The organism is Photobacterium sp. Alg240-V54, assembly GCF_900537155.1.
Classification (GTDB): Bacteria; Pseudomonadota; Gammaproteobacteria; order Enterobacterales; family Vibrionaceae; genus Photobacterium.
The window spans coordinates 21,168-45,417 of sequence record NZ_UNRL01000011.1; the positions used below are offsets into that span (position 1 = coordinate 21,168).

Consider the following 24,250-nt stretch of genomic DNA (forward strand, 5'->3'; position numbering starts at 1 on the left):
TTATCGCATATTCATTTCAAGCTCAGCACTAAAGTGTTATTGCAGCTCAATGTGGATATCATGTAACTGACCGTCACGTTCAACCGTCAGTGTAAAATCAGTGGCTGAAGACAACTCACCCCAAAGTTTGGCCATAATTGCAGGATCGGTAAGGCTATTACCATTAATACTCACTGCAAGATCATTGGCTTTAAGACCTACTTGATCAAATAAAATTCTATTTTTTCCTGGATTAACTCGATAACCTTCAATTTGGCCATCTTTTTTCACCTGAGATAAACGGATATAGCTGAATAGCGTTTGAGGCTCAGATAAAATTTCTTGTTTGATTTTCGCTAATTCAGCAGCATTGCCATTACTTTGGAGAATCTTACGTTGAGAGGTAGTAACCGTCGCGGATGGTTTAGTGAATTTTAACCCTTCAAGCATTAAGGTTTCATCGCGACCATTATTACGAATGATAACCCGATCGTTATATACTGCGATCAAGGTGGCACGCGTATTATCAATCACTTCGTTAACACCATAAGTGTTTTGTTTACCGTTATTGGTCACTACAGCCAATGCTCTTGATGGCGTAGAACTTGCCACCACCCCAACTAATGTTAATCGTAACTGGGTTTGAGGTGCATCTTGTTGAACAGGTTTTGCGGCCACAGGAGCAGCATTAGCCTGATAACGGCCAAACAAATTCAAGCTTAATATTTCATTAACAGGTAATTGCTGTTGGGAGGTATTAACGCTCACCGTTAACGGCTGCCAACGGGCAACGACAGGAGCTGGCTCGACAATAGACCACACTAAACGACCACCAACCCAAGCAAATATCACTACTAAAAGACCAGTTAAAAGACGTGTGATTAATTGTAATGATAACGGACGTTTGGTTGCAGCTACAGCAAACCACTTTGAAACAGACATAGTGAAATCCATTGTTAAAATACCAACTACCATTAAACAAATAAATGCAGTGCAATCGCACTTTAAAATTGAACTGACTATGATCGCCTGTTAATTAACGAAATACTATTTAATAATCCCAACAAAACACCATAGTATCTAAGAATTTAATGATTTTTTGTAATAAATTCTTATTCAGTGATTGAAATCCTCGGCTAATATCACCATTTATACTAAATAGTCACTTTACTGCTGCTATCAGCAAAATGTGATAATTTATCGTTTTAACCAATATAGGCACCATGATGGGTCAAAACACCCCAAACATTAAGCAGGTTCGCCTTGATAAATGGTTATGGGCTGCCCGCTTTTACAAAACCCGTTCAATTGCTCGTACCATGATTGACGGTGGTAAAGTGCAGTACAATGGCCAGCGTTCAAAACCAAGCAAAATTATTGAGCTTGGCGCTGTGGTAAAGTTACGTCAAGGTAACGATGAGAAAATCATCACCATTGAACAAATCTCTGATTGTCGCCGTGGCGCACCAGAAGCGCAGTTGCTGTATCAAGAAACCGCTCAAAGTATTGCTACCCGTGAACAAACAGCCAAAATGCGCAAACTCAATGCTTACGATAATCCGAGCCCAGAAAAACGGCCAGATAAAAAGCAACGTCGCGATATTATGCGATTCAAAAACATTAACTCATCTGAATAAATAACCAAGCGCCAACCTATTTAATTTATAATCTTAACTGTGAGTGCTTTATTGCAACGGTTTAACCACCGTGGTTGCAACGTTGACCATAAAGTAATTACTGTTCCTTTTATGCCTCACTAGGTTGGCTCTATAGCTGGAGAATACATACTCATGACAAACGATAGTTTAAACCGTTACCTTTTCGATGGCGCAGCCGTTCGTGGTGAATTGGTACAATTAAGCCAAACTTACCAACAAATTATTGCTGACAAAAATTACCCAGCACCAGTGGCAACATTGTTAGGTGAGTTATTGGTCGCAACCAGCTTATTAACTGCCACTTTAAAATTTGAAGGTTCAATCACCGTACAAGTACAAGGCGATGGCCCTGTCAGCCTAGCGGTTATCAATGGCGATCATAATCAACAGTTACGCGGTGTAGCACGTTGGAAGGGTGATATCAAAGACGGCACTATTCATGACCTAATGGGCAAAGGTCATATGGTGATCACAATCACACCGACTAAAGGTGAGCGCTACCAAGGTATGGTTGGTCTTGATGGCGATAGTTTGGTTGAGTGCCTAGAAAGCTACTTTAAAAATTCAGAGCAACTAAAAACCCGGATTTGGTTACGTACTGGTGAAATTGACGGCCAAGTAAGAGCGGCAGGTATGCTATTACAAATCATGCCTGATGGTACGGGTACTGAAGGCGACTTTGAACATTTAGAAGCGTTAACTGAAACCGTTAAAGATGAAGAGCTATTTACATTAGAAGCACAAGATGTGCTATATCGTCTTTACCACCAAGAGCAAGTGCAACTGTTTGATCCTCAAGCTGTCAGCTTTGAGTGTGGTTGTTCACGTGATCGTAGTGCCGCTGCCATTATGAGTGTACAGCCACAAGAAATTGATCAAATCATTGCTGAAGATGGCAAAGTATCACTGCATTGTGATTATTGTGGCACCAGCTATGACTTCGACAGTATTGATATTGCCGCACTACGTGAGAACAGTGCTAACTCTACCGATAGTGATCAAGTTCACTAATTTTCACTTAGTCACTCATCGCTGTTTTTTAGCCGACAAATAATGTCGGCTTTTTTTGGTGTTAATTTTCCTAAGCCAACATAGCCACAGCGTATATAAATCCATATTGCCATTTTAATTGTGCTTTTTTTGCAACCGTGGAGCACAAATATTGACCACAATCACAACAAATAAATTTTAACATTTACGTAAAATAAAACCCCTCGCGGTTTCGATATTTTTACCTAAAATTAACATTGCGATGGTTGATTTTTTGATGACCGTCCCTGATTTAGCGATTTAGGGTTGTTAGCATGATTGACAGTTAAACAACATCTTACCCTAGGAGCACCAATGATCACTACTTGTGTCGATAATAAGGTTGCAAACAACATGGATTTATCCCAATACGGTATTACCAATGTTACAGATGTTATTCGTAACCCTTCTTACGAGGTTCTTTTCAATGAAGAGACAAAACCTGAACTGGAAGGCTACGAGCGTGGGATTGTTACTGAATTAGGTGCGGTATCGGTTGATACTGGCATTTTTACTGGCCGCTCACCACAAGATAAATTCATTGTGCGTGACAACACCACTAAAGATACATTGTGGTGGTCAGATCAAGGTAAAAATGACAATAAAGCGCTGACTCAAACTGCATGGTTAGATCTTAAAGAATTAGTAACTAACCAACTATCAAACAAGCGCCTGTTTGTTATTGATGGTTATTGTGGTGCAAACCCTGATACTCGACTTTGTATTCGAGTGATCACTGAAGTTGCATGGCAAGCGCACTTTGTAAAAAACATGTTTATTCGTCCAACGGATGCTGAACTTGAAAACTTCGAACCTGATTTTGTGATCATGAATGGTTCTAAATGTACTAACCCTAAGTGGCAAGAGCACGGCATGAACTCTGAAAACTTCACGGTTTTCAACCTCAGTGAAAAAATGCAACTGATTGGTGGTACTTGGTACGGCGGTGAGATGAAGAAAGGTATGTTCGCTATGATGAACTACTTCTTGCCTCTACAAGGTATTGCATCAATGCACTGCTCTGCCAATATGGGTAATGAAGGCGATGTTGCAGTATTCTTTGGCCTTTCTGGCACTGGTAAAACAACCTTATCAACGGATCCTAAGCGCGCATTAATCGGTGATGATGAGCACGGGTGGGATGACAATGGCGTATTTAACTTTGAAGGTGGTTGCTACGCAAAAACGATCAACCTATCGAAAGAAGCTGAACCTGATATCTACAATGCCATTCGTCGTGATGCATTATTAGAAAACGTCAGTGTCCGCAGTGATGGTTCAATTAATTTTGACGATAATTCAAAAACTGAAAACACCCGTGTTTCTTACCCTATTTACCATATCGAAAATATCGTTAAGCCAGTATCAAAAGGCGGTCATGCCAATAAAGTGATCTTCTTATCTGCTGATGCTTTTGGGGTATTGCCTCCAGTATCTAAATTGACCCCAGAACAAACAAAATACCATTTTCTATCAGGTTTTACCGCTAAACTAGCGGGTACTGAACGTGGTATTACTGAACCAACACCAACGTTCTCTGCTTGTTTTGGTAATGCATTCTTAACCTTACACCCAACTCAATATGCTGAAGTACTAGTTAAGCGTATGGAAGCGGCGGGAGCTGAAGCTTACCTCGTAAACACAGGTTGGAACGGCACTGGTAAACGTATTTCAATTCAAGATACACGTGCAATCATTGATGCAATCCTTGATGGCTCAATTGATGAAGCAAATACCAAGCAAATTCCAATCTTTAATCTAACGGTGCCAACATCACTACCAGGTGTTGATCCAACCATTCTTGATCCGCGTGATACTTACACTGATCCTCTACAATGGCAAAGCAAAGCTGAAGATTTAGCAAATCGCTTTATTGTAAACTTTGATAAGTACACTGATACTCAAGAAGGCCAACAGTTAGTTGCTGCCGGCCCACAACTGGGTTAATTAAATATCATCGTCAATTAATTAACCTCTAACAGCCTCTTAATATAGAGGCTGTTTTTTTAACCCTGATATTCCACAGCCAAGCTCTCACCAAAGCACTTGCTAAAAAACAATTTTTCCCCCACCCTCAACAAGCCATTAAAATTGATATAGTGCCTTCAGCTTACGAGGAAGTTTTATGCGACTACTTAGCAAATCAGTGCTTATTTTGGTGTTAATAGTCGTGGTGAGTTTAACCGCCTTCACCGGACTATTACACAGCCGTTATAATCAGCCGCTGATTAATTTTATCCTTGCCCAAGTATCGCCTTATCAAGTGTTTGCCAAAAAAATTGATTATGATATTCGTACCCCTTATCAGATACGATTTGAACATGCTGAAATCACTCAAAATCAGCAAGTACTGATCCACGCTGACAGTATTCAACTATGGCTATCCAAAACCAGTATCACTGAAGATAAACTGGTATTTGACGGAGTGCAGATTAACAACATCACTTCAGCCGATATGCCGTTATTAACCCACTTACCGCCGCTCGCAATCAAACGCTTGGTGTTTAATAATACCAACCTCAACACCCCAACACTTGCAATTAAACATGGGTTAATTCAAATCGATAACTGGCAAACACCCACCGCTAACACACCATGGTGGCAAAGTTTTAATGGCAGCTTAAAAATGAGTGCCACCAGCATAAAATGGCACCAATTTGAATTACAGCAATTACTGATCAATGCCAATAAGCACCACCAACAATGGCAATTTGATGGTATTTCTGGGCTGTGGCATCAGGCTAAAATAACGGCTCAAGCACAGTTTAATAATACCGATCATAGTTTGACCATCGATCAGCTGACACTCAATAAATTCCGCTTACAAGATCAACAACTGGTTAATGATTGGCAGCAACAATTAACCCACCACCTTGCCCCACTCACCGCGATCAATATTAAACGGTTAGATATCATTGATAGCAGTGTTGAATTACCACAATGGAGTGCTGATGATATCAATCTATCGCTGCAAAACTGGCACTGGCCACAGAACTATTGGCAGCAACAAAATAGCCGTTTATCGTTCAGTGCTAGCCATGCACAGTGGCATCAACTCAATTTTGAGCAGCCATTAGCTGAACTACAATTTATGCCCCAACAAATTATCAGCCATGGCATGTCAGCACATATGATGGAAGGGTTTGTTCGCGCCGATGGTTGGATCGATCCGCAGCAATTATTTGTGAATGATTTAAAAGCCAGTGGTATTAAATGGTTTTTAGATAAAGATTGGCCACAAACATGGCAGCAATGGCAGCATCAATACACCGATGTCATATTTAAAAATTTCAACATTAATAATAGTCAGATCACCTCATCGGCAACAGCGATGCCGTTTCAACTGGCAGGGATTGATATTGATGTCCAAGATGCGGTATTGAAGCAAAATAATCAGTGGGGATTATGGCAAGGACAGCTTGAGGCTAACTTAGGTTTTGGCAGTATCAATCAGGTGATCATCAACCAAGCCATTGCGACTATGCACAGCAATGCCGGTCAATGGCAGTTAGATAAATTAGTCTTGCCGTTTAATCATGGAATGTTAAAAGCACGCGCAAGAGTAGCACTTAATGAACCACAGCATCCATGGCAATTAACTCTCGTGGGCGATAGCATGCCAGCACAAACGCTATCCCAATGGCTATCATTGCCCTTGCCACTCAGTGGGGCTATTGATACTCAGATAAAGATCCATGGGCTAGCTGGCACGCAAGCTGATTTTAATCATCACTTAAGTGGCACTGCTAACGCTGATTTTCGCCAATTAGCGTTAATCAATATCACACCACAGCAATTATTCACTCAGTGGCAGCTATCGAATTTTTCAACCGTCAATCAAACGGCGACGGCATCAGAGCTACCACTAACAGCAACACCGCTGACACTCACAGCTCAACATGGTGTGATCCAATTACAACCTGTAACCGTCACTGCTAAAGATTTCGCGCTAAATATTGACAGTAGCTGGAACTTAACTGATACCAAACAGCAGCAACTTAAACTGAAATTAACAACGGGCTGTCAGCAGTTAATTAAAGAATGGCTTCAGGGAGTATCCACCGTCACTGTTGATTCATCCTGCAACGGTAATACTAAATATGTACCAGTAAAAGTTGAAGATACCGCTTTACCACATTGAACATTCACATCGACAGTCACTCGTCCTTTACGCCCTTGAGTAATACGATCAAAATCACCACGTAAATGCTCAAGGGTGGTAACTGCAATTGGGCGCTCCGTGACTGGCGCCGAGTAACGTATATGGCTATCAACTAAAATAATATTCCCCTGCAAGCCACGCTCTTTTAGCAACAACCAAATAAACCCCCACCCAGCGAGGGTTGCCATGGTAAAAATACTGCCAGCAAACATAAATTCATTGGGATTTAAATTAGCATTAAATAGTGCGCTGACTTCAAATCGATAACCCGTGTATTGATTAATTTTAATCCCCATTTTGTCACTGATCGGAATTTGGTTTTGCCATAATGTTTGTAGTTCTTGGCACCATTGCGGCTGACGAGCGACATCCGTTAAGGGCGATAATGGTTTCACCATCTGCTGATGACGCATTGGACCATGTGCGTCACTTAACTCACCACGACTTTCAAAACCATTTTTAAGATAAAATGGAATCGCCGCCTCACGCGCATTACACACTAACCGTTTAGCACCGTCATAACGCGCTAAAGATTCAAGTGCTAATAAAATCATCCCGCCTAAGCCATGATGACGCACTGAAGCATCCACCGCCATGTAACGAATTTGACCTTCATTATCGGGTGTCACATATAAACGTCCAATTGCGACCACATTATCATGGCTATCAACTAACATTCGATGAGCACTGACGTCATCATAGGCATCACGCTCTGATCCCTGTGGCATTTGCCATGGCTGACGTAACATTTGCCAGCGAAAATAATAGTAACTTGCCAATTGTGATTCTGTTTGCGGAGTGATTAATCGAAACATCCATTTCCTCTCTTCTTAATCGTCTGCAATTTTGCACCCACAATGTGCAAATAGCGCGGTTAAACCTGTAGCCAAAAAGTCACGGGGCCATCATTAACTAATGCCACTTTCATATCAGCACCAAAAATGCCAGTTTCCGTAGTAATCGACTCTGCTTTACATTGTTCGACAAAATATTGGTACAGACGTTCCGCCTCAACTGGTGCTGCGCCCGCTGAAAATCCCGGACGCATGCCTTTTTTAGTATCAGCCGCTAACGTAAATTGTGAAACGACTAACACGCTACCTTGGGCTTGCTGAACATTGAGATTCATTTTATCGTCAGCATCACTAAAAATACGATAGCCTAATACTTTATCGCGCAACTTTTTCGCTTTGGCTTCATCATCACCTTTTTCAACCCCAAGCAGCACTAATAACCCACAGCCAATCGCTCCGGTTATTTTACCGTCAACGGTCACACTGGCTTCACTCACCCGTTGAATTAGCGCAATCATTATTATTCCTTTTTATTAATTAAATATTGGTCACTATTGGTTAACCTTGTTGGTGAACGGAGTGGACTCACATCCCAAAAACCACGCTCACCTAAACTGGCAGTAATTTCAGCCCCAAGTAACACAATACACCAACATAAATAAACCCATACAAATAAAATAGGGATCACAGACAAAGCACCATAGATCATTTGATAGGAATGAAAATGGGCTAAATAAATCACAAAACCTTTTTTACTTAACTCAAATAAAACACTACTACACAACGCACCTATCAATGCATGTTTAAAGGTTACCTTACAATTAGGCACTAATGCATAAAGCAATAAAAACGCTAACCCTGACATCATTGACGGCAACCATAGCAATGACTGTTGCACTACGCCATGTAATGTTTGGTGATCAAGTAATGCTAATGAGCCTAGGTATGAACTTAATGCAATACTTGAACCCAAAAGAATAGGACCCAAAGTCAGAATCATCCAATATACTGCTAATGATATTACCCAGCGGCGCTTTTTCTTTACCCGCCAAATATAGTTAAGTGCTTTATCAATCGAAGAAATAAGCATCATAGCCACGACAAATAATGCACCAATTCCAACCACGGTCATTTTGCCAGCATTAACAATAAATTCATTGAGGTAGGTTGTTACCACAGCCCCAGCAGCAGGTACAAAATTAGTGATCACAAATTGTTGTACTTGATCGCCAACCCCTGCGAAAGCAGGTACCGCAGATAACGCCGAAACGACCACTGTTAACAACGGCACTAACGACAGCAAGGTCACATAAGCCATTGATCCAGCAGTTACCGTCAAGCGATCATGGTTAACACGCTGGATTAAATAGCCAAAATATTCCATTATTCGCGGCAACCGTTGCTGCCATACAAATTTCACAGGTTGTTTTTTGTCAGCCATAATAGAGTTTTCTATCTATAAGTTATGCTAAGCAGTCATGTTAACGTCAGATGCTGTTATCAATGTTTCACCATCGAAACAGTAACTTTAGCACAGCGCGGTTATAGCCTTTATTTGTTATTTTGCATGTCTTACCAAGGAGCAAAACATGCCTTATTTTATTGCAATCTTTTTAAGTGTAAGCCTACTTTCAGGCTGTCAAACAGCCTATTATTCGGCGATGGAAAAAGTCGGCGTTTATAAACGCGACATCATGGTCGATCGCGTTGAGGATGCCAACCAAGCCCAACAAAATGCACAAAAACAATTTACCAGCGCTCTTGAAGGTCTCAAAGCACTGAATCAATTTGATGGTGGTGAACTTGAAGCCGCTTATCAAGATATTGATAGCCAATATAAAAAAAGTGAAGCTGCTGTAAAAAACGTCAATGATCGTATTGCTGCAATTGAAGATGTTTCCAATGCGATGTTTGAAGAGTGGCAACAAGAACTGGCGCTATATAAAAGTGCGACGCTTAAACGCGACAGCCAACGTAAATTACAAACAACAAAACTATCTTATAATAAAATGCTAACCGCGATGAAACGTGCTGAGAAGAAGATGGAGCCGGTTTTAGATACTTTACGTGATAACACCCTTTACCTTAAGCATAACCTCAATGCAGCAGCAATAGGCTCTCTTCAAGGGCAATTTAATGCATTACAAACCGAAATCTCAGGCGCTATTCGTGATATGAACAGTGCCATTGCGGAATCAAATCGCTTTATCGGTCATTTGAAAAAGTAACCGCCACCATCACCATTTCGTGATCAAAAAAAAGAGCTAACTGAGTTAGCTCTTTTTTTGGTCTCAATAACATTTTCATGGTCCCAAATACAACAATCCCCCGCTTGTTGCCAAGCGAGGGATTGTATTAGTATCGTTCAGCTAGAGGTAATTACTTACCGCCACGACCTGCACGCTTACGATCGTTTTCAGTAAGAAGTTTCTTACGGATACGAATGCTTACAGGTGTAACTTCTACTAGCTCATCGTTATCGATGAATTCTAGCGCTTGCTCAAGTGTGTACTTGATAGCAGGAGAAAGAGTTTGCGCTTCGTCAGTACCAGAAGCACGAACGTTTGTTAGCTGCTTACCCTTCAGACAGTTAACTGTAAGGTCGTTAGAACGGTTATGAATACCGATGATTTGACCTTCGTAAACTTCGTCTGCGTGCTCAGTAAATAGACGGCCACGCTCTTGTAGGTTAAACAATGCGTAAGTCAGTGCTTTACCTGTTGCGTTAGAAATCAATACACCGTTGTTACGTTGACCGATTGTACCGCCCTTGTGAGGACCGTAGTGATCAAACGAGTGGTAGATAAGACCAGAACCTGAAGTCAATGTCATGAACTCAGTTTGGAAACCGATAAGACCACGAGAAGGCATCATGAAGTCCATGCGAACACGGCCTTTACCATCTGGTGCCATATCTGTTAGCTCACCTTTACGAAGACCGATGTTCTCCATAATACCGCCTTGGTGCTCTTCAACCACGTCGATAGTTACAGTTTCAAACGGTTCCATTAGCTTACCATCTTCTTCTTTGATGATAACTTCTGGACGAGATACAGCTAGCTCGTAACCTTCACGACGCATGTTTTCGATCAGGATAGATAGGTGAAGTTCACCACGGCCTGATACGCGGAATTTGTCTGGGTCAGCTGTTTCTTCAACACGTAGTGCAACGTTGTGTACTAGTTCTTTTTGAAGACGCTCAAGGATGTTACGTGAAGTAACAAACTTACCTTCTTTACCAGCAAACGGAGAGTTGTTTACTTGGAAAGTCATGGTAACTGTTGGTTCATCAACAGAAAGTGGTGTTAGTGCTTCAACACAGCTCTGGTCACAAATTGTGTCAGAAATCTTAAGCTCGCCAAGACCAGTGATTGCGATGATATCACCCGCTTTCGCTTCTTCAATTTCGTGACGCTCAAGACCTAGGTAACCTAAAACAGTACCTACTTTACCGTTACGCTTAGAACCGTCAGCACCAACGATAGTTACTTGTTGGTTAGCTTTAACTGTACCACGAGTGATACGAGCAACACCGATAACACCAACGTAAGAGCTGTAATCTAGCTGAGAGATTTGCATCTGTAGTGGGCCATCAACGTCTACTGATGGTGCAGCAACGTTATCAACGATAGATTGGAACAATGGTTCCATGTTCTCGCCAATTTCGCCTTCTTCTAACGTAGCCCAACCGTTTAATGCTGATGCATAAACCACTTGGAAATCTAGTTGCTCATCAGTTGCGCCTAGGTTGTCGAATAGGTCAAAGATTTGATCCATTACCCACTCAGGACGTGCACCTGGACGGTCAATCTTGTTGATTACAACGATTGGCTTAAGGCCGTATGCGAACGCTTTTTGCGTTACGAAACGAGTTTGAGGCATTGGGCCATCAACTGCATCAACGATAAGTAATACAGAGTCAACCATAGACATGATACGCTCAACTTCACCACCGAAGTCTGCGTGTCCAGGGGTGTCTACGATATTGATACGGTAGTCATTCCAGTTAATTGCTGTGTTCTTAGCAAGAATGGTAATGCCACGTTCTTTTTCGATATCGTTAGAATCCATCACACGTTCTTCGGCTTCGCCGCGACCCTCTAACGTGCCAGATTGCTGTAGAAGTTTATCAACCAGGGTAGTTTTACCATGGTCTACGTGAGCAATAATTGCGATATTTCTTAAGTTATCGATCGATTGATTAGACATTAGTTTCACATTCACTCAGAACATGCAGCGTCTTAATAGAGGCTACTTGATTAAAAAAACGGCTCATAATTTAACAGATTTTACTCTAAAACCCACGCAATATGTGATTTATATCACCAGCTTTTTTTTCAACTTGCTCTAGAGCCGCATTTTTACTCACTTTTTTGGCTATTTTTATTTTTTTTAACCCCTCCATTCGTACGATAAATTCCTCTAAATAGACTAAAAGTGCGATCTGAATCACTTTCTATTTACAGTCTGATGACCAATATTTAGCAAAAAAAACACCTAATTATCACCGTGTGGATTGACAATATTTGCCCTCATCACCATAGTAGTGTGACTATTAAATGGATGAATGTATTGAAAGATATTACCCTCTTTTCAATAACAATTGTCAAAGCACCAAATTGGTGCAACCGTTCACCATAATAGTGCAAACAGGACAGGAAAAAGTTCCAATAACAGGGCAAACCCGCCTTGTTTGGGGCTTTTAAAAGTTGGCATGGTTTTCGCTTTAACACTTTTAGATTCGCTCACGCTAAACATGAGCAAAAGTTTGCGGCCATCGCCCTAAATAACACCGGAGGTTACTCAAGATGTCAGTTGAAAACGTACTAGCGCTGATCCAGGAAAATGAAGTTAAGTTTATTGACCTACGTTTTACCGATACCAAAGGTAAAGAACAGCACATTTCTATTCCATCTCACCAAATCGATGCTGATTTCTTCGAAGAAGGCAAAATGTTTGATGGCTCTTCAGTTGCAGGCTGGAAAGGCATTAACGAATCAGACATGGTGATGATGCCTGACGCAGCAAGTGCGGTACTTGACCCATTTACTGAAGACGCAACCCTAAACATTCGTTGTGATATTCTTGAGCCAGCAACAATGCAAGGCTACGATCGCGACCCTCGCTCAATCGCTAAGCGCGCAGAAGAGTTTATGCGTTCAGCTGGTTTTGCTGACAATGTACTTGTTGGTCCTGAGCCAGAGTTCTTCTTATTTGACGATGTTAAGTTCAACACTGACATGTCAGGTTCATTCTTTAAGATTGACGACATTGAAGCGGCATGGAATAGCGGTGCTAGCATCGAAGGTGGTAACAAAGGTCACCGCCCAGGCGTTAAAGGTGGTTACTTCCCAGTCGCACCAGTTGATTCATCACAAGATATTCGCTCGGCAATGTGTTTAATCATGGAAGAGATGGGACTTGTTGTTGAAGCTCACCACCATGAAGTAGCAACGGCTGGTCAAAACGAAATCGCAACCCGTTTCAATACCCTAACGAATAAAGCTGATGAAATTCAGATTTATAAGTATGTTGTTCATAACGTTGCTCACGCATTTGGTAAAACAGCAACCTTTATGCCTAAACCATTAGTGGGTGATAACGGCTCTGGTATGCACGTCCACATGTCACTTGCAAAAGATGGTGTAAACCTATTTGCTGGCGATAAGTACGGCGGCCTCTCAGAAATGGCACTGTTCTACATCGGCGGTATCATCAAGCACGCACGTGCAATCAACGCCTTTGCTAACCCATCAACTAACTCGTACAAGCGTCTAGTCCCTGGCTATGAAGCACCAGTTATGTTGGCTTACTCGGCACGTAACCGTTCAGCATCAATCCGTATTCCAGTAGTACCAAGTCCAAAAGCACGTCGTATCGAAGTACGCTTTGGTGATCCAGCAGCTAACCCATACCTAGCTTTTGCAGCAATGCTAATGGCTGGTCTTGACGGTATTGCTAACAAGATCCACCCAGGCGAAGCAATGGATAAAGATCTATACGACCTACCAGCAGAAGAAGCAGCAGAGATTCCAAAAGTAGCAGAGTCACTACAAGGTGCACTACAAGCGCTTGACGAAGATCGTGAATTCTTAACCTCTGGTGGCGTATTCTCTGATGACTTTATTGATTCTTACATCACGCTAAAATCGCAAGATGTAGAGAAAATCAATATGGCAGTACATCCATTAGAGTTTGAACTTTACTACTCTGTTTAAGTAATCGCTTAATTACTTAACAACGAAGATTTAGGCCTGCTTCACACGCAGGCCTTTTTGATCTTGCTACCTCAACAAAAGCGGCAACAATACAGAACTTACTGACCATTAAGGTCTTGCTGGAGAGTTAATGGATGAAACTCATTAATCTGGTATCAATGCTATTATTTACAACAGCAGCGACCACCGCCGTAGCGACAACAATTTATTCTTGGACTGACGACAATGGCGTGCTCCATTTTAGTGACACCCCAGAAGTACCACAGGCCAGCACGGTTGAACTATCGATTACAGAAGTACAATCAACCATGACTGACCACAATCAGGTTAACAACGTCGAAGTTGTGACAATCACCGCTGAAATAGAACCTTCTCTTCCAGCAGCAACCATCAGCTTGTTAGCCCCACTACACCAACAAACGTTGCGTAATAACGATGGCAATATTACTGTTCGCGCCGTCAGTAACCGTAAATTAAATAAAAAACTTCAGGCTCAATTAGTCATTGATGGCCATGTTTACGGCAAACCTCAAACCCAGTTATCTTGGCAATTAACCAATATTGATCGCGGTAGCCACCAAATTCAAATCCAATTACTTAACAATGGCAAGATCCTTGCTTCATCTGAAAGTATTACGGTTTATTTACATCGCGCATCACAGGTTCGCCCCAAGAACAGCCCAGTTCAACCACGGTAACGTCTATTTACAATAAATCCTGCCTGTTCGCTGTTAAACCGAGTACACTTTAATGCACCAAATTGGTGCGTTAGTTAACAGCGGCGGGGATGCGCTTGCACCAATCGTCTTGTGCTTGATTATCGATAAGGATGATGATTGTGAATATCAGCTTTACACCCATAATTCTCGACAATTTAGTCACCGCTATCGTCTTAGTTGATGAAGCGTTAGTGATTCGTTACGTCAATCCGGCTGCCGAACAGTTGTTATCATCAAGCAAGCGCCGTCTACTTGACGCTCAACTACCACAACTATTGCAGTACAGCTCGCTAGATCTTAATCATGTCAAAGCCACCCTTCATAGCGGCCAAGGTTTAGCCGACAGTGATGTCACTTTTGTGATTGATGGCCAACGTCATTTGCTTGGTGTTAATGCCAGCCCTATCTCATGGCAAAAACAATTATTGATTTTATTGGAGCTCAAACCGATTGATCAACAACGTCGAATTAGCCAAGAGCTCAACCAACATGCACAACAACAAGCAGCCAAAGAATTAGTCCGTGGTTTAGCCCATGAAATAAAAAACCCTCTTGGTGGGTTACGTGGTGCGGCGCAATTACTTGAAAAAACCCTTCCTGATAGCAGTTATCACGAATACACCCAAATGATCATTGAACAAGCTGACCGACTACGTAATTTAGTCGATCGTTTGCTAGGACCACAACGACCAGGGATCCGTAAAACTGATAATATTCATTCGGTATTAGAAAAAGTACGCCAGCTGGTTAATATTGATACTGATAGCACCATTACCATTGAGCGTGATTACGATCCTAGTTTGCCCGAAATAAATATGGATGCTGAACAACTGGAACAAGCGTTACTCAATATAGTCAGTAACGCAGCCTTAGCATTAAAAAGCCAAGGTGGCGGCACCATAAAATTAAAAACCCGCACCGCCCATCAAAGCTTAATTCAAGGCGTTCGTCATCGTGTTACTGCCACCATTGAAATTATTGATGATGGCCCTGGCATTCCAGCAGATATTCAAGATACCTTATTTTATCCAATGGTTACTGGCCGTGAAGGCGGCACCGGTTTAGGGTTATCAATTGCGCGTAATCTGATTGACCAGCATCAAGGTAAAATTGAAGTGTTCAGCTGGCCTGGGCACACCAATTTCACCATTCATTTACCGATTAAGTCATAACAGTAGCTATCACAGGAGGCTTATTATGAGCAAAGGATTAATCTGGGTTGTTGATGATGACAGCTCTATTCGTTGGGTATTAGAACGCACCTTAATTAATGCTGGCATGAAATGTGAAACCTTTGCTGATGCCGATAGCGTATTAGCAGCATTAGAGCGCAGTGTCCCCGATGTATTAGTCTCTGACATTAAGATGCCGGGTACCGACGGCTTAGCATTACTCAAAATATTGCAGCAAGATTACATCTCCTTACCGGTTATTATTATGACCGCCCATTCTGATCTTGATGCCGCGGTTAACGCTTATCAACGTGGCGCATTTGATTATCTTCCCAAACCATTTGATATTGATGAAGCCGTCACCTTAGTTGAGCGAGCGCTGAGTCATAGTCAGGAACAAAAACGCCAACAACAGCCCGCTATTGAAACCAAACATGCACCAGAAATTATTGGTGAAGCACCTGCGATGCAAGAAGTGTTTCGAGCGATTGGACGTTTATCCCGCTCGTCAATTTCAGTGCTTATTAATGGCGAATCAGGTACAGGTAAAGAGTTGGTTGCTCATGCTTTGCATCGTCATAGCCCTCGCAGCAACAACGCTTTCATTGCCCTCAATATGGCAGCTATTCCCAAAGATTTAATTGAATCAGAGCTATTTGGCCATGAAAAAGGCGCGTTTACTGGTGCCAACAGCGTACGCCAAGGTCGCTTTGAACAAGCCAATGGCGGCACGTTATTTCTCGATGAAATTGGTGATATGCCGTTAGATATTCAAACTCGATTGTTGCGCGTATTAGCCGATGGGCAGTTTTATCGAGTCGGTGGTCATGCACCTGTCAACGTGGATGTACGCATTATCGCAGCGACCCATCAACACCTCGAGCGCCTAGTCAGCAGTGGGGAATTCCGTGAAGATTTATTCCACCGCCTCAATGTTATTCGCGTTCATCTACCGTCGTTAAAAGATCGCCGTCAAGATATCCCCCAACTGGCGCGCCACTTTTTACAACGCGCAGCAGATGAACTCAGTGTCGATGTAAAATCATTACACCCACAAACTGCAGACAAACTTACTCAACTGCCGTGGCCGGGTAATGTGCGTCAATTGGAAAATATCTGTCGCTGGTTAACGGTAATGGCAAGCGGCAATGAGATTTTGCCAGCCGATTTACCCCCAGAAATCACTGACACTGCCACGGTAATCCCCACCACTGAAGCCCAGCATTGGCACCAAGGATTACAACAATGGGCTCAGCAAGCATTGCAACAAGGTGAGACCGAGTTATTAGTACAAGCATTACCACAATTTGAAAAAATCCTGCTTGAAACTGCCTTGCTTCACACTCACGGTCATAAACAAGAAGCAGCCAAACTACTTGGTTGGGGACGCAATACGCTAACTCGAAAACTTAAAGAATTACAAATCCATGATTAACTCACCATTGGTAGATGTGCCAGCGCACATTTATTTGCAACAATGATGAATGTCATTTAGTGATTGCGTATACTCAATCTATCATTAGCGTCGAGAACTATAATCATCATGATAAACAAAGATCTTCCACTCACGGATATTCACCGCCATCTTGATGGTAATATTCGTCCACAAACAATCTTAGAACTAGGTCAGCAATTTAACATCGCCTTACCAGCAACAGAAATTGAGGCATTACGTCCACACGTACAAATTGTTGAAGCAGAGCCAAGCCTCGTCGCTTTTTTAAGTAAATTGGATTGGGGCGTGGCGGTATTAGGTGATTTAGACGCCTGCCGTCGCGTGGCTTATGAAAACGTCGAAGATGCACTTAACGCACAGATTGATTATGCAGAATTGCGTTTCTCTCCTTACTACATGGCGATGAAACACAACCTTCCTGTTGCCGGTGTTGTTGCTGCTGTCGCTGATGGCGTCGCAGCCGGTTGCCGTGATTTTGGTGTCAAAGCCAACCTAATTGGTATAATGAGTCGTACTTTTGGTACGCAAGCCTGCCAGCAAGAGCTAGATGCGTTATTAAGCCATAAAGACCAATTAGTGGCGATTGATCTCGCGGGTGATGAACTAGGACAACCAGGCACCCAATTTATCTCGCACTTTAAACAAGTTCGTGATGCTGGATTACAAATCACAGTCCACGCAGGTGAAGCCGCTGGCCCAGAGAGCATGTGGCAAGCAATTAACGAGCTTGGCGCGGTACGTATTGGCCACGGCGTAAAAGCCGTTAATGATCCCAAACTAATGGATTACTTAGCGGAGCATCGAATTGGTATTGAATCTTGCATTACTTCAAACATTCAAACCAGCACCGTTGCTGACATTGCTCAGCACCCTGTAAAAGCATTCCTTGAACACGGTATTCTTGCTTGTTTAAATACCGATGATCCAGCCGTTGAAGGCATTGAACTGCCTTATGAATATGAAGTTGCCGCTCCTAAAGCGGGCCTAAGTGTTGCTCAAATTCGTCAAGCGCAAATCAATGGCCTTGAGCTAGCGTTCTTATCTGCAGCAGAAAAGCAGGCATTACGTGATATTGCTAGCAAGCGTGGCTAACCACTTGAGATTATAACGCGACTTCCGCGGCTATAATCCACAAAGTAAAACGCCTCGGTTTCACGTGAAACCGAGGCGTTTTTTATTGCGCTATTTTCAAAGGCTAGATAACTCGTGAGAACTGCTGCTGACGAGCACGGTCTCGTAAATATTTATCAAAGCACATACAAATATTACGGATCAATAAACGCCCTTTCAGTTCAACATGAATCGTGTCTTGATCAACTGTCACCAATTGGTCATTGATAAAAGTATTGAGTAACTGAAGGTCTTCGCTAAAGTAACTATCAAAATCAATACCAAACTCAGCTTCAATGGCACGTTTATTTAATTGGAAATTACAGATTAATGCTTTAATAACTTCACGACGTAACAGGTCATCGGCGTCTAAGGTTACCCCTTTCCACAATGCTGTTTGTTGGTCTGCCATTTGGCTGTAATACAGCTTTAACTCTTTTTGGTTCTGCGCATAGCAATCACCAATCATCGAAATAGCCGATACCCCCATGCCCAATAAATCACAATCTCCTTGGGTGGTATAGCCTTGGAAATTACGGTGCAAAATACCTTCACGCTGCGCAACGGCTAATTCATCATCAGGCAACGCAAAGTGATCCATACCAATAAACTGATACCCAGCTCCCGTTAGGGTCGCAATCGTATCTTGTAAAATTGCTAACTTCTCGGTCGCTGATGGTAACTGATCTTCATGAATTTTACGCTGCGCGGCAAACAAACTTGGCATGTGAGCATAGTTAAATACTGACAATCGTCCCGGCTTCATGGTCAATACTTGCTGCAGTGTTTCGGCAAACAGTGCTTTAGTTTGCAATGGCAGTCCATAGATTAAATCAAGATTGGTTGAGCGATAACCTAACTCACGCGCACGTTCTACCATTGCAAAAATAAACGCTTCATCTTGCTCACGGTTAACTAACTTCTGCACGTCTTTATTAAAATCTTGAACACCAATGCTGAGACGGTTAAAACCTTCATTTCGCAAGTGATCAAGAATATCTAGTTCAATTTCTCGCGGATCAACTTCAATACTGATTTCAGCATCGGCATCAAAGTTAAATGCATTACGTAACGCGGTCATTAAACGGCTAATTTGTGCTGCAGTTAAAAACGTCGGTGTACCACCACCCCAATGCAATTGGCTCACCTGACGATCACCAAGTAAGGTCGCACGTTGCTTTATTTCTTGCTCAAGCACATCTAAATATTGATCGGCTTTGTGCTGATGGCGAGTAATGATTTTATTACAGCCACAGTAATAACAAAGCTTATGGCAAAAAGGGATATGAATATAAAGCGATAACTTACGATCTGAGTATTGTTGACATGCCATCTCAAATTCAGCAGATGTAAATGCTTGGTTGAATTCTAGTGCGGTCGGGTAAGAAGTATAACGCGGGCCTGAATAGTTATATTTTTCAATCAGGGCTTGATCCCAAATAATCTGCTCATTTGACATGACATTGTTCCAATTTGGTGAAGATATAATAAATAGAGTGTGTCACCATTTGACTAAAAGTAAAACCTATCCCTGTGGTTAAGTTTACACTCTGAACAAAAACAAACACCGCCAATAAATGGCGGTGTTAATAATTACGATGGCAGGTTAAACCTTAGTTGATAGGATAGCATCTAATTCAAGTTTAATTTCAGCTTGTAGACGAGACTCTGCTTTCATGCGTTCAAGATCAAATCGCATTCGGCGTTGCTTTTCTATTTGCTGACGCGCATCACCGCGAGGCATATCTTTAACCACTTGGTATAAGTCGGTTAATGCCGGATACGTTGCTGCAAAATCAACTTGTTTATCTGCTTGCAACACTTCCATTAATTTATATAACCGAATTGCGGCTTCAGACATATCACACTGTTCTTGTTTACATGCCATTGCGATAATAAAGACGCTTTCTAATATATTGTCATTTCTGGCTTTGATTGCTGCGGCCTGTTGTTCGGCAGCACGGGCTAAAAATAATTTATGCCGTTGTTGCTGCTTATAAAGCTTAGCTAATAACAATCCAGCGTACAGTGCCAATCCAGCAACAATAACGCCACCAATAACAAATAGAAGTGTTATTCCCTGCAACGGTTACTCCTTATCGAAATTATCAAAATCCATGTTTTCAAATTGCGCTAATAAATCATCATCTGAACGAGGCTTAGACTTAGCACTTGGTGTAACAGGTGCTGATGCTTCTTCTTCAACATCATCAAGTAAACCCAGCTGCTTCATTAGACGTTCAATACGGTCTAACTTCATATCAACTTGTTTTTGTAGACCTGCACCTAGTTTTTCACCAGCATCAATGCGATCTAATAGCACCATCAATTGGGCATCGTTTTCAAGCATAGCAAGTTCTTGCTCTGCTGATAAACGGCGCTGTTGCTTAGTTTGCGGTTTTTTAGGCTCAACAATCAGCGGAACTAACTTTTTGCTACCTAAACGTGGATCTTTTTTCTGGCCACCATTACGCTGTTTATTGTCTTCAACAGCAGAATGACGACTACCTGATTTTAAACCTTTACGCTTCTTCGCTTTTTGGCGTTCACGGGTCTCAATATCAACTTTACTATTTGATTTTTCACGGTATACAGCAGGGCCTTCAGAACCTACGGTGCGCGCTCTTTTCTTACGGGTCATTACTGGGGTTTCCTCAGCAAAATCACATCATTTCCAACAAACTCAACTTCAAGGCCATCACGTTGGGCTAAAAAGCAAAACGTATCACGACTAAAAAAGCTGACATGGGTTGGGTCGTTCTTATAGTACCAATGCCCAAAGGCATCAGTGTCGGTTACTAGTTTGGTCATGATTCCCAGCCAACCGCCGGGTTTAACTAAACGTAGCAACAGCCCCCATTCCTTCGCAGGCTGATAAAAATGCTCGATTGCTTCTGTGCAGGTAACAAAATCATACTGACATTCTAATACTGCAGCTTGGGCTGCAAAATAAGGGTCATATATCGTCATAGTATACCCCATTTCTGCCAACATCACTGACAAGGTCGGCCCAGGACCACTACCAAAATCCAAGCCAAATAATGGTGGTAATGGTAATCGCATTACCAATGGTGTGGCTAAGCGGGCTAAAAATTGGCGATAGCCAGCATCATTTGAATTATTCCGATGTTGGTCATAGACTAATTTTTCTTGGGTCGACGCTAAATGCGTTGCCGGATCGGCATAAATTAATGCACAGTGTAAACAACGAAAATAATCACGGTTTGTGTCTGCTACCAACCACCGATTATCATGACTTCCACAAAGTGGGCATCTATCCATTGCCTTCTCCACAACGACTGAATGTTTACGAACAGCAGCAGCGGGGTAAAATCGAGCGGGCTATTCTATACCCAATTGCAGTTAAGATGTAGTTCTGCTGACAAATTGTTCAATTTATTCGACCATCTTAGCCTATTAAAAAGCGAAATATCACTTTCACAACAGAATAGTCGTCGCTAAAAAGATCAAAATTGAGACAAAAAAAAGCGATAGGTCTGCACCTATCGCTATATGGGGTAAGCTATGAGCTTATAATTCTGTCTAGTCTTTCCATAACCAGCAAGCAACGTCCCGGTTTAACAAATATCCATTTCTTATAAAAGCAATCCATGCTGATATTGTTCGTCACTATCCTAGTGAATTTTTATGTCCTTATACCATTCCGTAGTGTGTCAACTTATCCTAAGTTGGCGTTCCCTATCGCAATGTTACACTCCAATAACCTTACCACCATCCTTATGCGATACATCATCCTGACGTACCTGAGCTATATCACTATAGCTACTCTCTTTCCTGAGTGTCGACCCTGACAATCCTACGCTTCCTGCGTCTACCCTAGTCTCCTGACCAGACTTCCTGTGTATCCTTCAGGCTTCAATGCCTAAGCTATCCTAGCGCTTCCAATCCTGTGTCGCACTCCTTGTCGACAGGGAGTAATTTACCTTAAGCCATCATTAAAACAATGTATCAAGATCACACTTTTAAAAGCTCAATCAGCACCGTTAAACAAGTCTATGTTCTATAAAACAAAAAAATAATCGACTACAAATCAAATCATCATTACAGCGTTAACCAATGGTCGATCTCTTACAACAGCTGTGGCTAATACCCCGTTGCTAAAATATGAACAAACAGTAACGCGACCTAATAATTATGAAAATAATGTTGAAAGGGCCGCTAATGTAAGCCACCAACATACGCTGACAGCGCCGCTATTTCATTATCGGTGAGCTTCGCAGCCACAGATTGCATCATACGATTGAGATCATTATGACGTGACCCGGCACGAAACCCTTGCAACTGTAACGCGGTATATTCGGCATTCTGACCTGATATTTTAGGAAAGCCTGCCAAGTTGGCACCATTACCCCGTGGTCCATGACAACTAATACACCCAGCTATCCCCCGCTCTGGATCACCAAAACGGTATAATGGCTCAGCAATCGCAATCACATTTTCTGGGGCAGTAGTGGGTGAAATAGGCAATGAGGAAAAATAAGCGCCAAGATCGGCCATATCGGTAGCTGATAATCCAGCAACCATGCCTGCCATAATGGCGTTACTGCGACCTTGAGCCCCTTCGGTAGTGAGTGCCAATTTATAATCAGCCAGCTGTTTCACTATATAATCAGCATGTTGACCTGCTAACTTAGGATACTGCGCAATAATTGCATTGCCATCGTTACCATGACAGGCAACACAAGTGGCGGCCTTTAGCTTACCGGCATTGATATCGCCTTGTGCCCACGTCGAAGAGCTCGCAATCAGTGTGAATATTAAGACTAATTTTTTCATGATATTCCATTTATAATTATAGGGCTTCCGTACCACAAGTAATGCTCAGTAACATGGTATACAATACGACCATAAACCAAACACGGTTTAATATATCTTAGACAATTTCACAAAAAAGCGCTCATTTTACAATCTGAGGGCTTGACGGAGTTAACAGTGAATCAACCTCTCAACTATAGAAATACCAGTTTTATTACAAGTGCACCGGATATTCGTCACTTGCCACAAGATGTCGGCGTTGAGATCGCATTTGCTGGTCGCTCCAATGCCGGTAAATCAAGTGCACTAAACCGCCTCACCGATCAAAAAGGTCTGGCTCGTACGTCTAAAACCCCTGGCCGTACTCAATTAATTAATATGTTTGAAGTCATTAATGGCTGTAACTTAATTGACTTACCTGGCTACGGTTTTGCACAAGTACCCCTTGAGCTTAAATTAAAATGGCAGAAAGCATTAGGTGAATACCTACAACGCCGTGAATGTTTACAAGGTCTAGTGGTATTGATGGATATCCGTCACCCAATGAAAGATCTTGATCAGCAAATGATCAATTGGGCAATTGAAAGTAGTTTGCCTGTTTTAGTATTGTTAACTAAGGCTGACAAATTAAAGAGCGGTGCGCGTAAAGCACAAGTGCTAAAGATCCGTGAAATGTCGAAAGAATTTGGCGGTAACGTTCAAGTTGAAGCTTTTTCTTCACTGAAAGGCATTGGTGTTGATCAAGTTCGTCGTAAACTTGATGAGTGGTATGCTCCAGAATTAGAGCGTCAACGTGTACTTGCAGCAGACGATAGTGAAGTTTTTAATTTACCACCTGCAGAATAAAACTTATAAATCTTCACACCACTAAACATGCTTAAAAATTCCCCACCACCATCGGTGGGGTAATGCAAAGAGAATTAAGAGGTTGTTGTTATTGTCATTGCAGAATTGATGATTTAATAAGCTAACACAACCTCTGCGTTTATCAGATTCCGCTTTATTTGATTGTTTTGCGACATTCCCCACACTATTACGCTTATTCCCCTATTTAAATCGGTAAATATTATTGATTACAACACATTATTTTAATTAAAAAACAAGTTCACTATTTGTTAACAATTTAAAATATTTCTGGAATTTAATTACATCACCAATTGTTCAAAAAAAAACCAAA

The 24,250-nt window shown here is 41.9% G+C and carries 21 protein-coding genes; 11 read left to right on the forward strand and 10 right to left on the reverse strand.

The genetic code is table 11. From position 1 onward, the window contains the following. Positions 1-36 precede the first annotated feature (36 nt). A complete protein-coding gene (gene gspC, locus G6R09_RS17850) occupies positions 37-921 on the reverse strand; it encodes a type II secretion system protein GspC (RefSeq protein WP_163923835.1) in 885 nt (294 codons plus the stop codon). A 284-nt stretch (positions 922-1,205) separates the two neighbouring features. Between gspC and hslR the strand changes: the two genes are divergently transcribed. The 4 genes from hslR to G6R09_RS17870 all read left to right on the forward strand — a co-directional run bounded on the left by hslR (position 1,206) and on the right by G6R09_RS17870 (position 6,807). Beyond that, positions 1,206-1,616 carry a ribosome-associated heat shock protein Hsp15 gene (hslR, locus tag G6R09_RS17855; protein ID WP_060998594.1) on the forward strand — a complete coding sequence of 137 codons (411 nt, stop codon included), beginning with the start codon at positions 1,206-1,208 and terminating at the stop codon, positions 1,614-1,616. 153 nt (positions 1,617-1,769) lie between these two features. After that, the gene (gene hslO, locus G6R09_RS17860) at positions 1,770-2,648 is read left to right on the forward strand and encodes an Hsp33 family molecular chaperone HslO (protein WP_065167773.1); all 879 of its coding nucleotides are present in this window, start codon (positions 1,770-1,772) and stop codon (positions 2,646-2,648) included. A gap of 333 nt (positions 2,649-2,981) precedes the next feature. Further along, the gene (pckA, locus tag G6R09_RS17865) at positions 2,982-4,613 is read left to right on the forward strand and encodes a phosphoenolpyruvate carboxykinase (ATP) (protein WP_065167774.1); all 1,632 of its coding nucleotides are present in this window, start codon (positions 2,982-2,984) and stop codon (positions 4,611-4,613) included. A 178-nt stretch (positions 4,614-4,791) separates the two neighbouring features. Next, complete coding sequence (locus tag G6R09_RS17870; protein ID WP_163923863.1) at positions 4,792-6,807, forward strand: AsmA family protein; 2,016 nt, start codon at positions 4,792-4,794, stop codon at positions 6,805-6,807. On the opposite strand, the gene G6R09_RS17875 is transcribed toward G6R09_RS17870, so the two are convergent. From G6R09_RS17875 to G6R09_RS17885, 3 genes are read right to left on the reverse strand one after another with little or no spacing between them, the layout of a single operon-like run. Beyond that, positions 6,714-7,643, reverse strand: a complete 930-nt coding sequence (locus G6R09_RS17875) for a bifunctional GNAT family N-acetyltransferase/hotdog fold thioesterase (RefSeq protein WP_065167776.1) — start codon at positions 7,641-7,643, stop codon at positions 6,714-6,716. The genes G6R09_RS17870 and G6R09_RS17875 overlap by 94 nt on opposite strands. A 59-nt stretch (positions 7,644-7,702) precedes the next feature. Continuing rightward, a complete protein-coding gene (gene dtd, locus G6R09_RS17880) occupies positions 7,703-8,140 on the reverse strand; it encodes a D-aminoacyl-tRNA deacylase (RefSeq protein WP_065167777.1) in 438 nt (145 codons plus the stop codon). A 2-nt stretch (positions 8,141-8,142) separates the two neighbouring features. Then, positions 8,143-9,063: a virulence factor BrkB family protein gene (locus tag G6R09_RS17885; RefSeq protein ID WP_082955710.1), complete on the reverse strand. Its 921-nt coding sequence runs from the start codon at positions 9,061-9,063 to the stop codon at positions 8,143-8,145. Positions 9,064-9,211: 148 nt separating this feature from the next. Here G6R09_RS17885 and G6R09_RS17890 point away from each other — a divergent pair, with 148 nt between their 5' ends. Beyond that, positions 9,212-9,850, forward strand: coding sequence for a DUF2959 domain-containing protein (locus tag G6R09_RS17890; RefSeq protein ID WP_065167778.1), 639 nt, complete (start codon positions 9,212-9,214; stop codon positions 9,848-9,850). A gap of 151 nt (positions 9,851-10,001) precedes the next feature. On the opposite strand, the gene typA is transcribed toward G6R09_RS17890, so the two are convergent. Then, a complete protein-coding gene (gene typA / locus G6R09_RS17895; RefSeq protein WP_065167779.1) occupies positions 10,002-11,831 on the reverse strand; it encodes a translational GTPase TypA in 1,830 nt (609 codons plus the stop codon). 599 nt (positions 11,832-12,430) lie between these two features. Between typA and glnA the strand changes: the two genes are divergently transcribed. From glnA to add, 5 genes are all read left to right on the forward strand, one after another. After that, positions 12,431-13,840, forward strand: coding sequence for a glutamate--ammonia ligase (glnA, locus tag G6R09_RS17900; RefSeq protein ID WP_060998602.1), 1,410 nt, complete (start codon positions 12,431-12,433; stop codon positions 13,838-13,840). Positions 13,841-13,974: 134 nt separating this feature from the next. Then, positions 13,975-14,538, forward strand: a complete 564-nt coding sequence (locus G6R09_RS17905) for a DUF4124 domain-containing protein (RefSeq protein ID WP_163923865.1) — start codon at positions 13,975-13,977, stop codon at positions 14,536-14,538. Positions 14,539-14,672: 134 nt separating this feature from the next. Continuing rightward, complete coding sequence (glnL, locus tag G6R09_RS17910) at positions 14,673-15,731, forward strand: nitrogen regulation protein NR(II) (RefSeq protein ID WP_065167781.1); 1,059 nt, start codon at positions 14,673-14,675, stop codon at positions 15,729-15,731. Between the two features lie 25 nt (positions 15,732-15,756). After that, the gene (gene glnG, locus G6R09_RS17915) at positions 15,757-17,166 is read left to right on the forward strand and encodes a nitrogen regulation protein NR(I) (protein ID WP_163923867.1); all 1,410 of its coding nucleotides are present in this window, start codon (positions 15,757-15,759) and stop codon (positions 17,164-17,166) included. A 108-nt stretch (positions 17,167-17,274) separates the two neighbouring features. Then, a complete protein-coding gene (gene add / locus G6R09_RS17920; RefSeq protein ID WP_065167783.1) occupies positions 17,275-18,279 on the forward strand; it encodes an adenosine deaminase in 1,005 nt (334 codons plus the stop codon). Between the two features lie 103 nt (positions 18,280-18,382). Here the strand turns inward: add and hemN are convergent, their stop codons facing one another. The 5 genes from hemN to G6R09_RS17945 form a co-directional block, all read right to left on the reverse strand. After that, the gene (gene hemN / locus G6R09_RS17925) at positions 18,383-19,756 is read right to left on the reverse strand and encodes an oxygen-independent coproporphyrinogen III oxidase (protein WP_065167784.1); all 1,374 of its coding nucleotides are present in this window, start codon (positions 19,754-19,756) and stop codon (positions 18,383-18,385) included. Positions 19,757-19,903: 147 nt separating this feature from the next. Further along, entirely contained in the window at positions 19,904-20,383 is a 480-nt protein-coding gene (locus G6R09_RS17930; protein WP_060998608.1) for a DUF2489 domain-containing protein, read from the reverse strand. 3 nt (positions 20,384-20,386) lie between these two features. Beyond that, positions 20,387-20,938 carry a Der GTPase-activating protein YihI gene (gene yihI, locus G6R09_RS17935; protein WP_065167785.1) on the reverse strand — a complete coding sequence of 184 codons (552 nt, stop codon included), beginning with the start codon at positions 20,936-20,938 and terminating at the stop codon, positions 20,387-20,389. Continuing rightward, positions 20,938-21,579: a class I SAM-dependent methyltransferase gene (locus G6R09_RS17940; RefSeq protein WP_065167786.1), complete on the reverse strand. Its 642-nt coding sequence runs from the start codon at positions 21,577-21,579 to the stop codon at positions 20,938-20,940. The genes yihI and G6R09_RS17940 overlap by 1 nt, the downstream gene beginning before the upstream one ends. A gap of 897 nt (positions 21,580-22,476) precedes the next feature. Continuing rightward, positions 22,477-23,094 (reverse strand): cytochrome c, encoded by a 618-nt coding sequence (locus G6R09_RS17945; RefSeq protein WP_065167787.1) that lies wholly within the window; start codon positions 23,092-23,094, stop codon positions 22,477-22,479. 156 nt (positions 23,095-23,250) lie between these two features. On the opposite strand from G6R09_RS17945, the gene yihA reads away from it, so the two are divergent. Further along, the gene (gene yihA, locus G6R09_RS17950) at positions 23,251-23,919 is read left to right on the forward strand and encodes a ribosome biogenesis GTP-binding protein YihA/YsxC (RefSeq protein ID WP_065167788.1); all 669 of its coding nucleotides are present in this window, start codon (positions 23,251-23,253) and stop codon (positions 23,917-23,919) included. Positions 23,920-24,250: the final 331 nt, after the last annotated feature.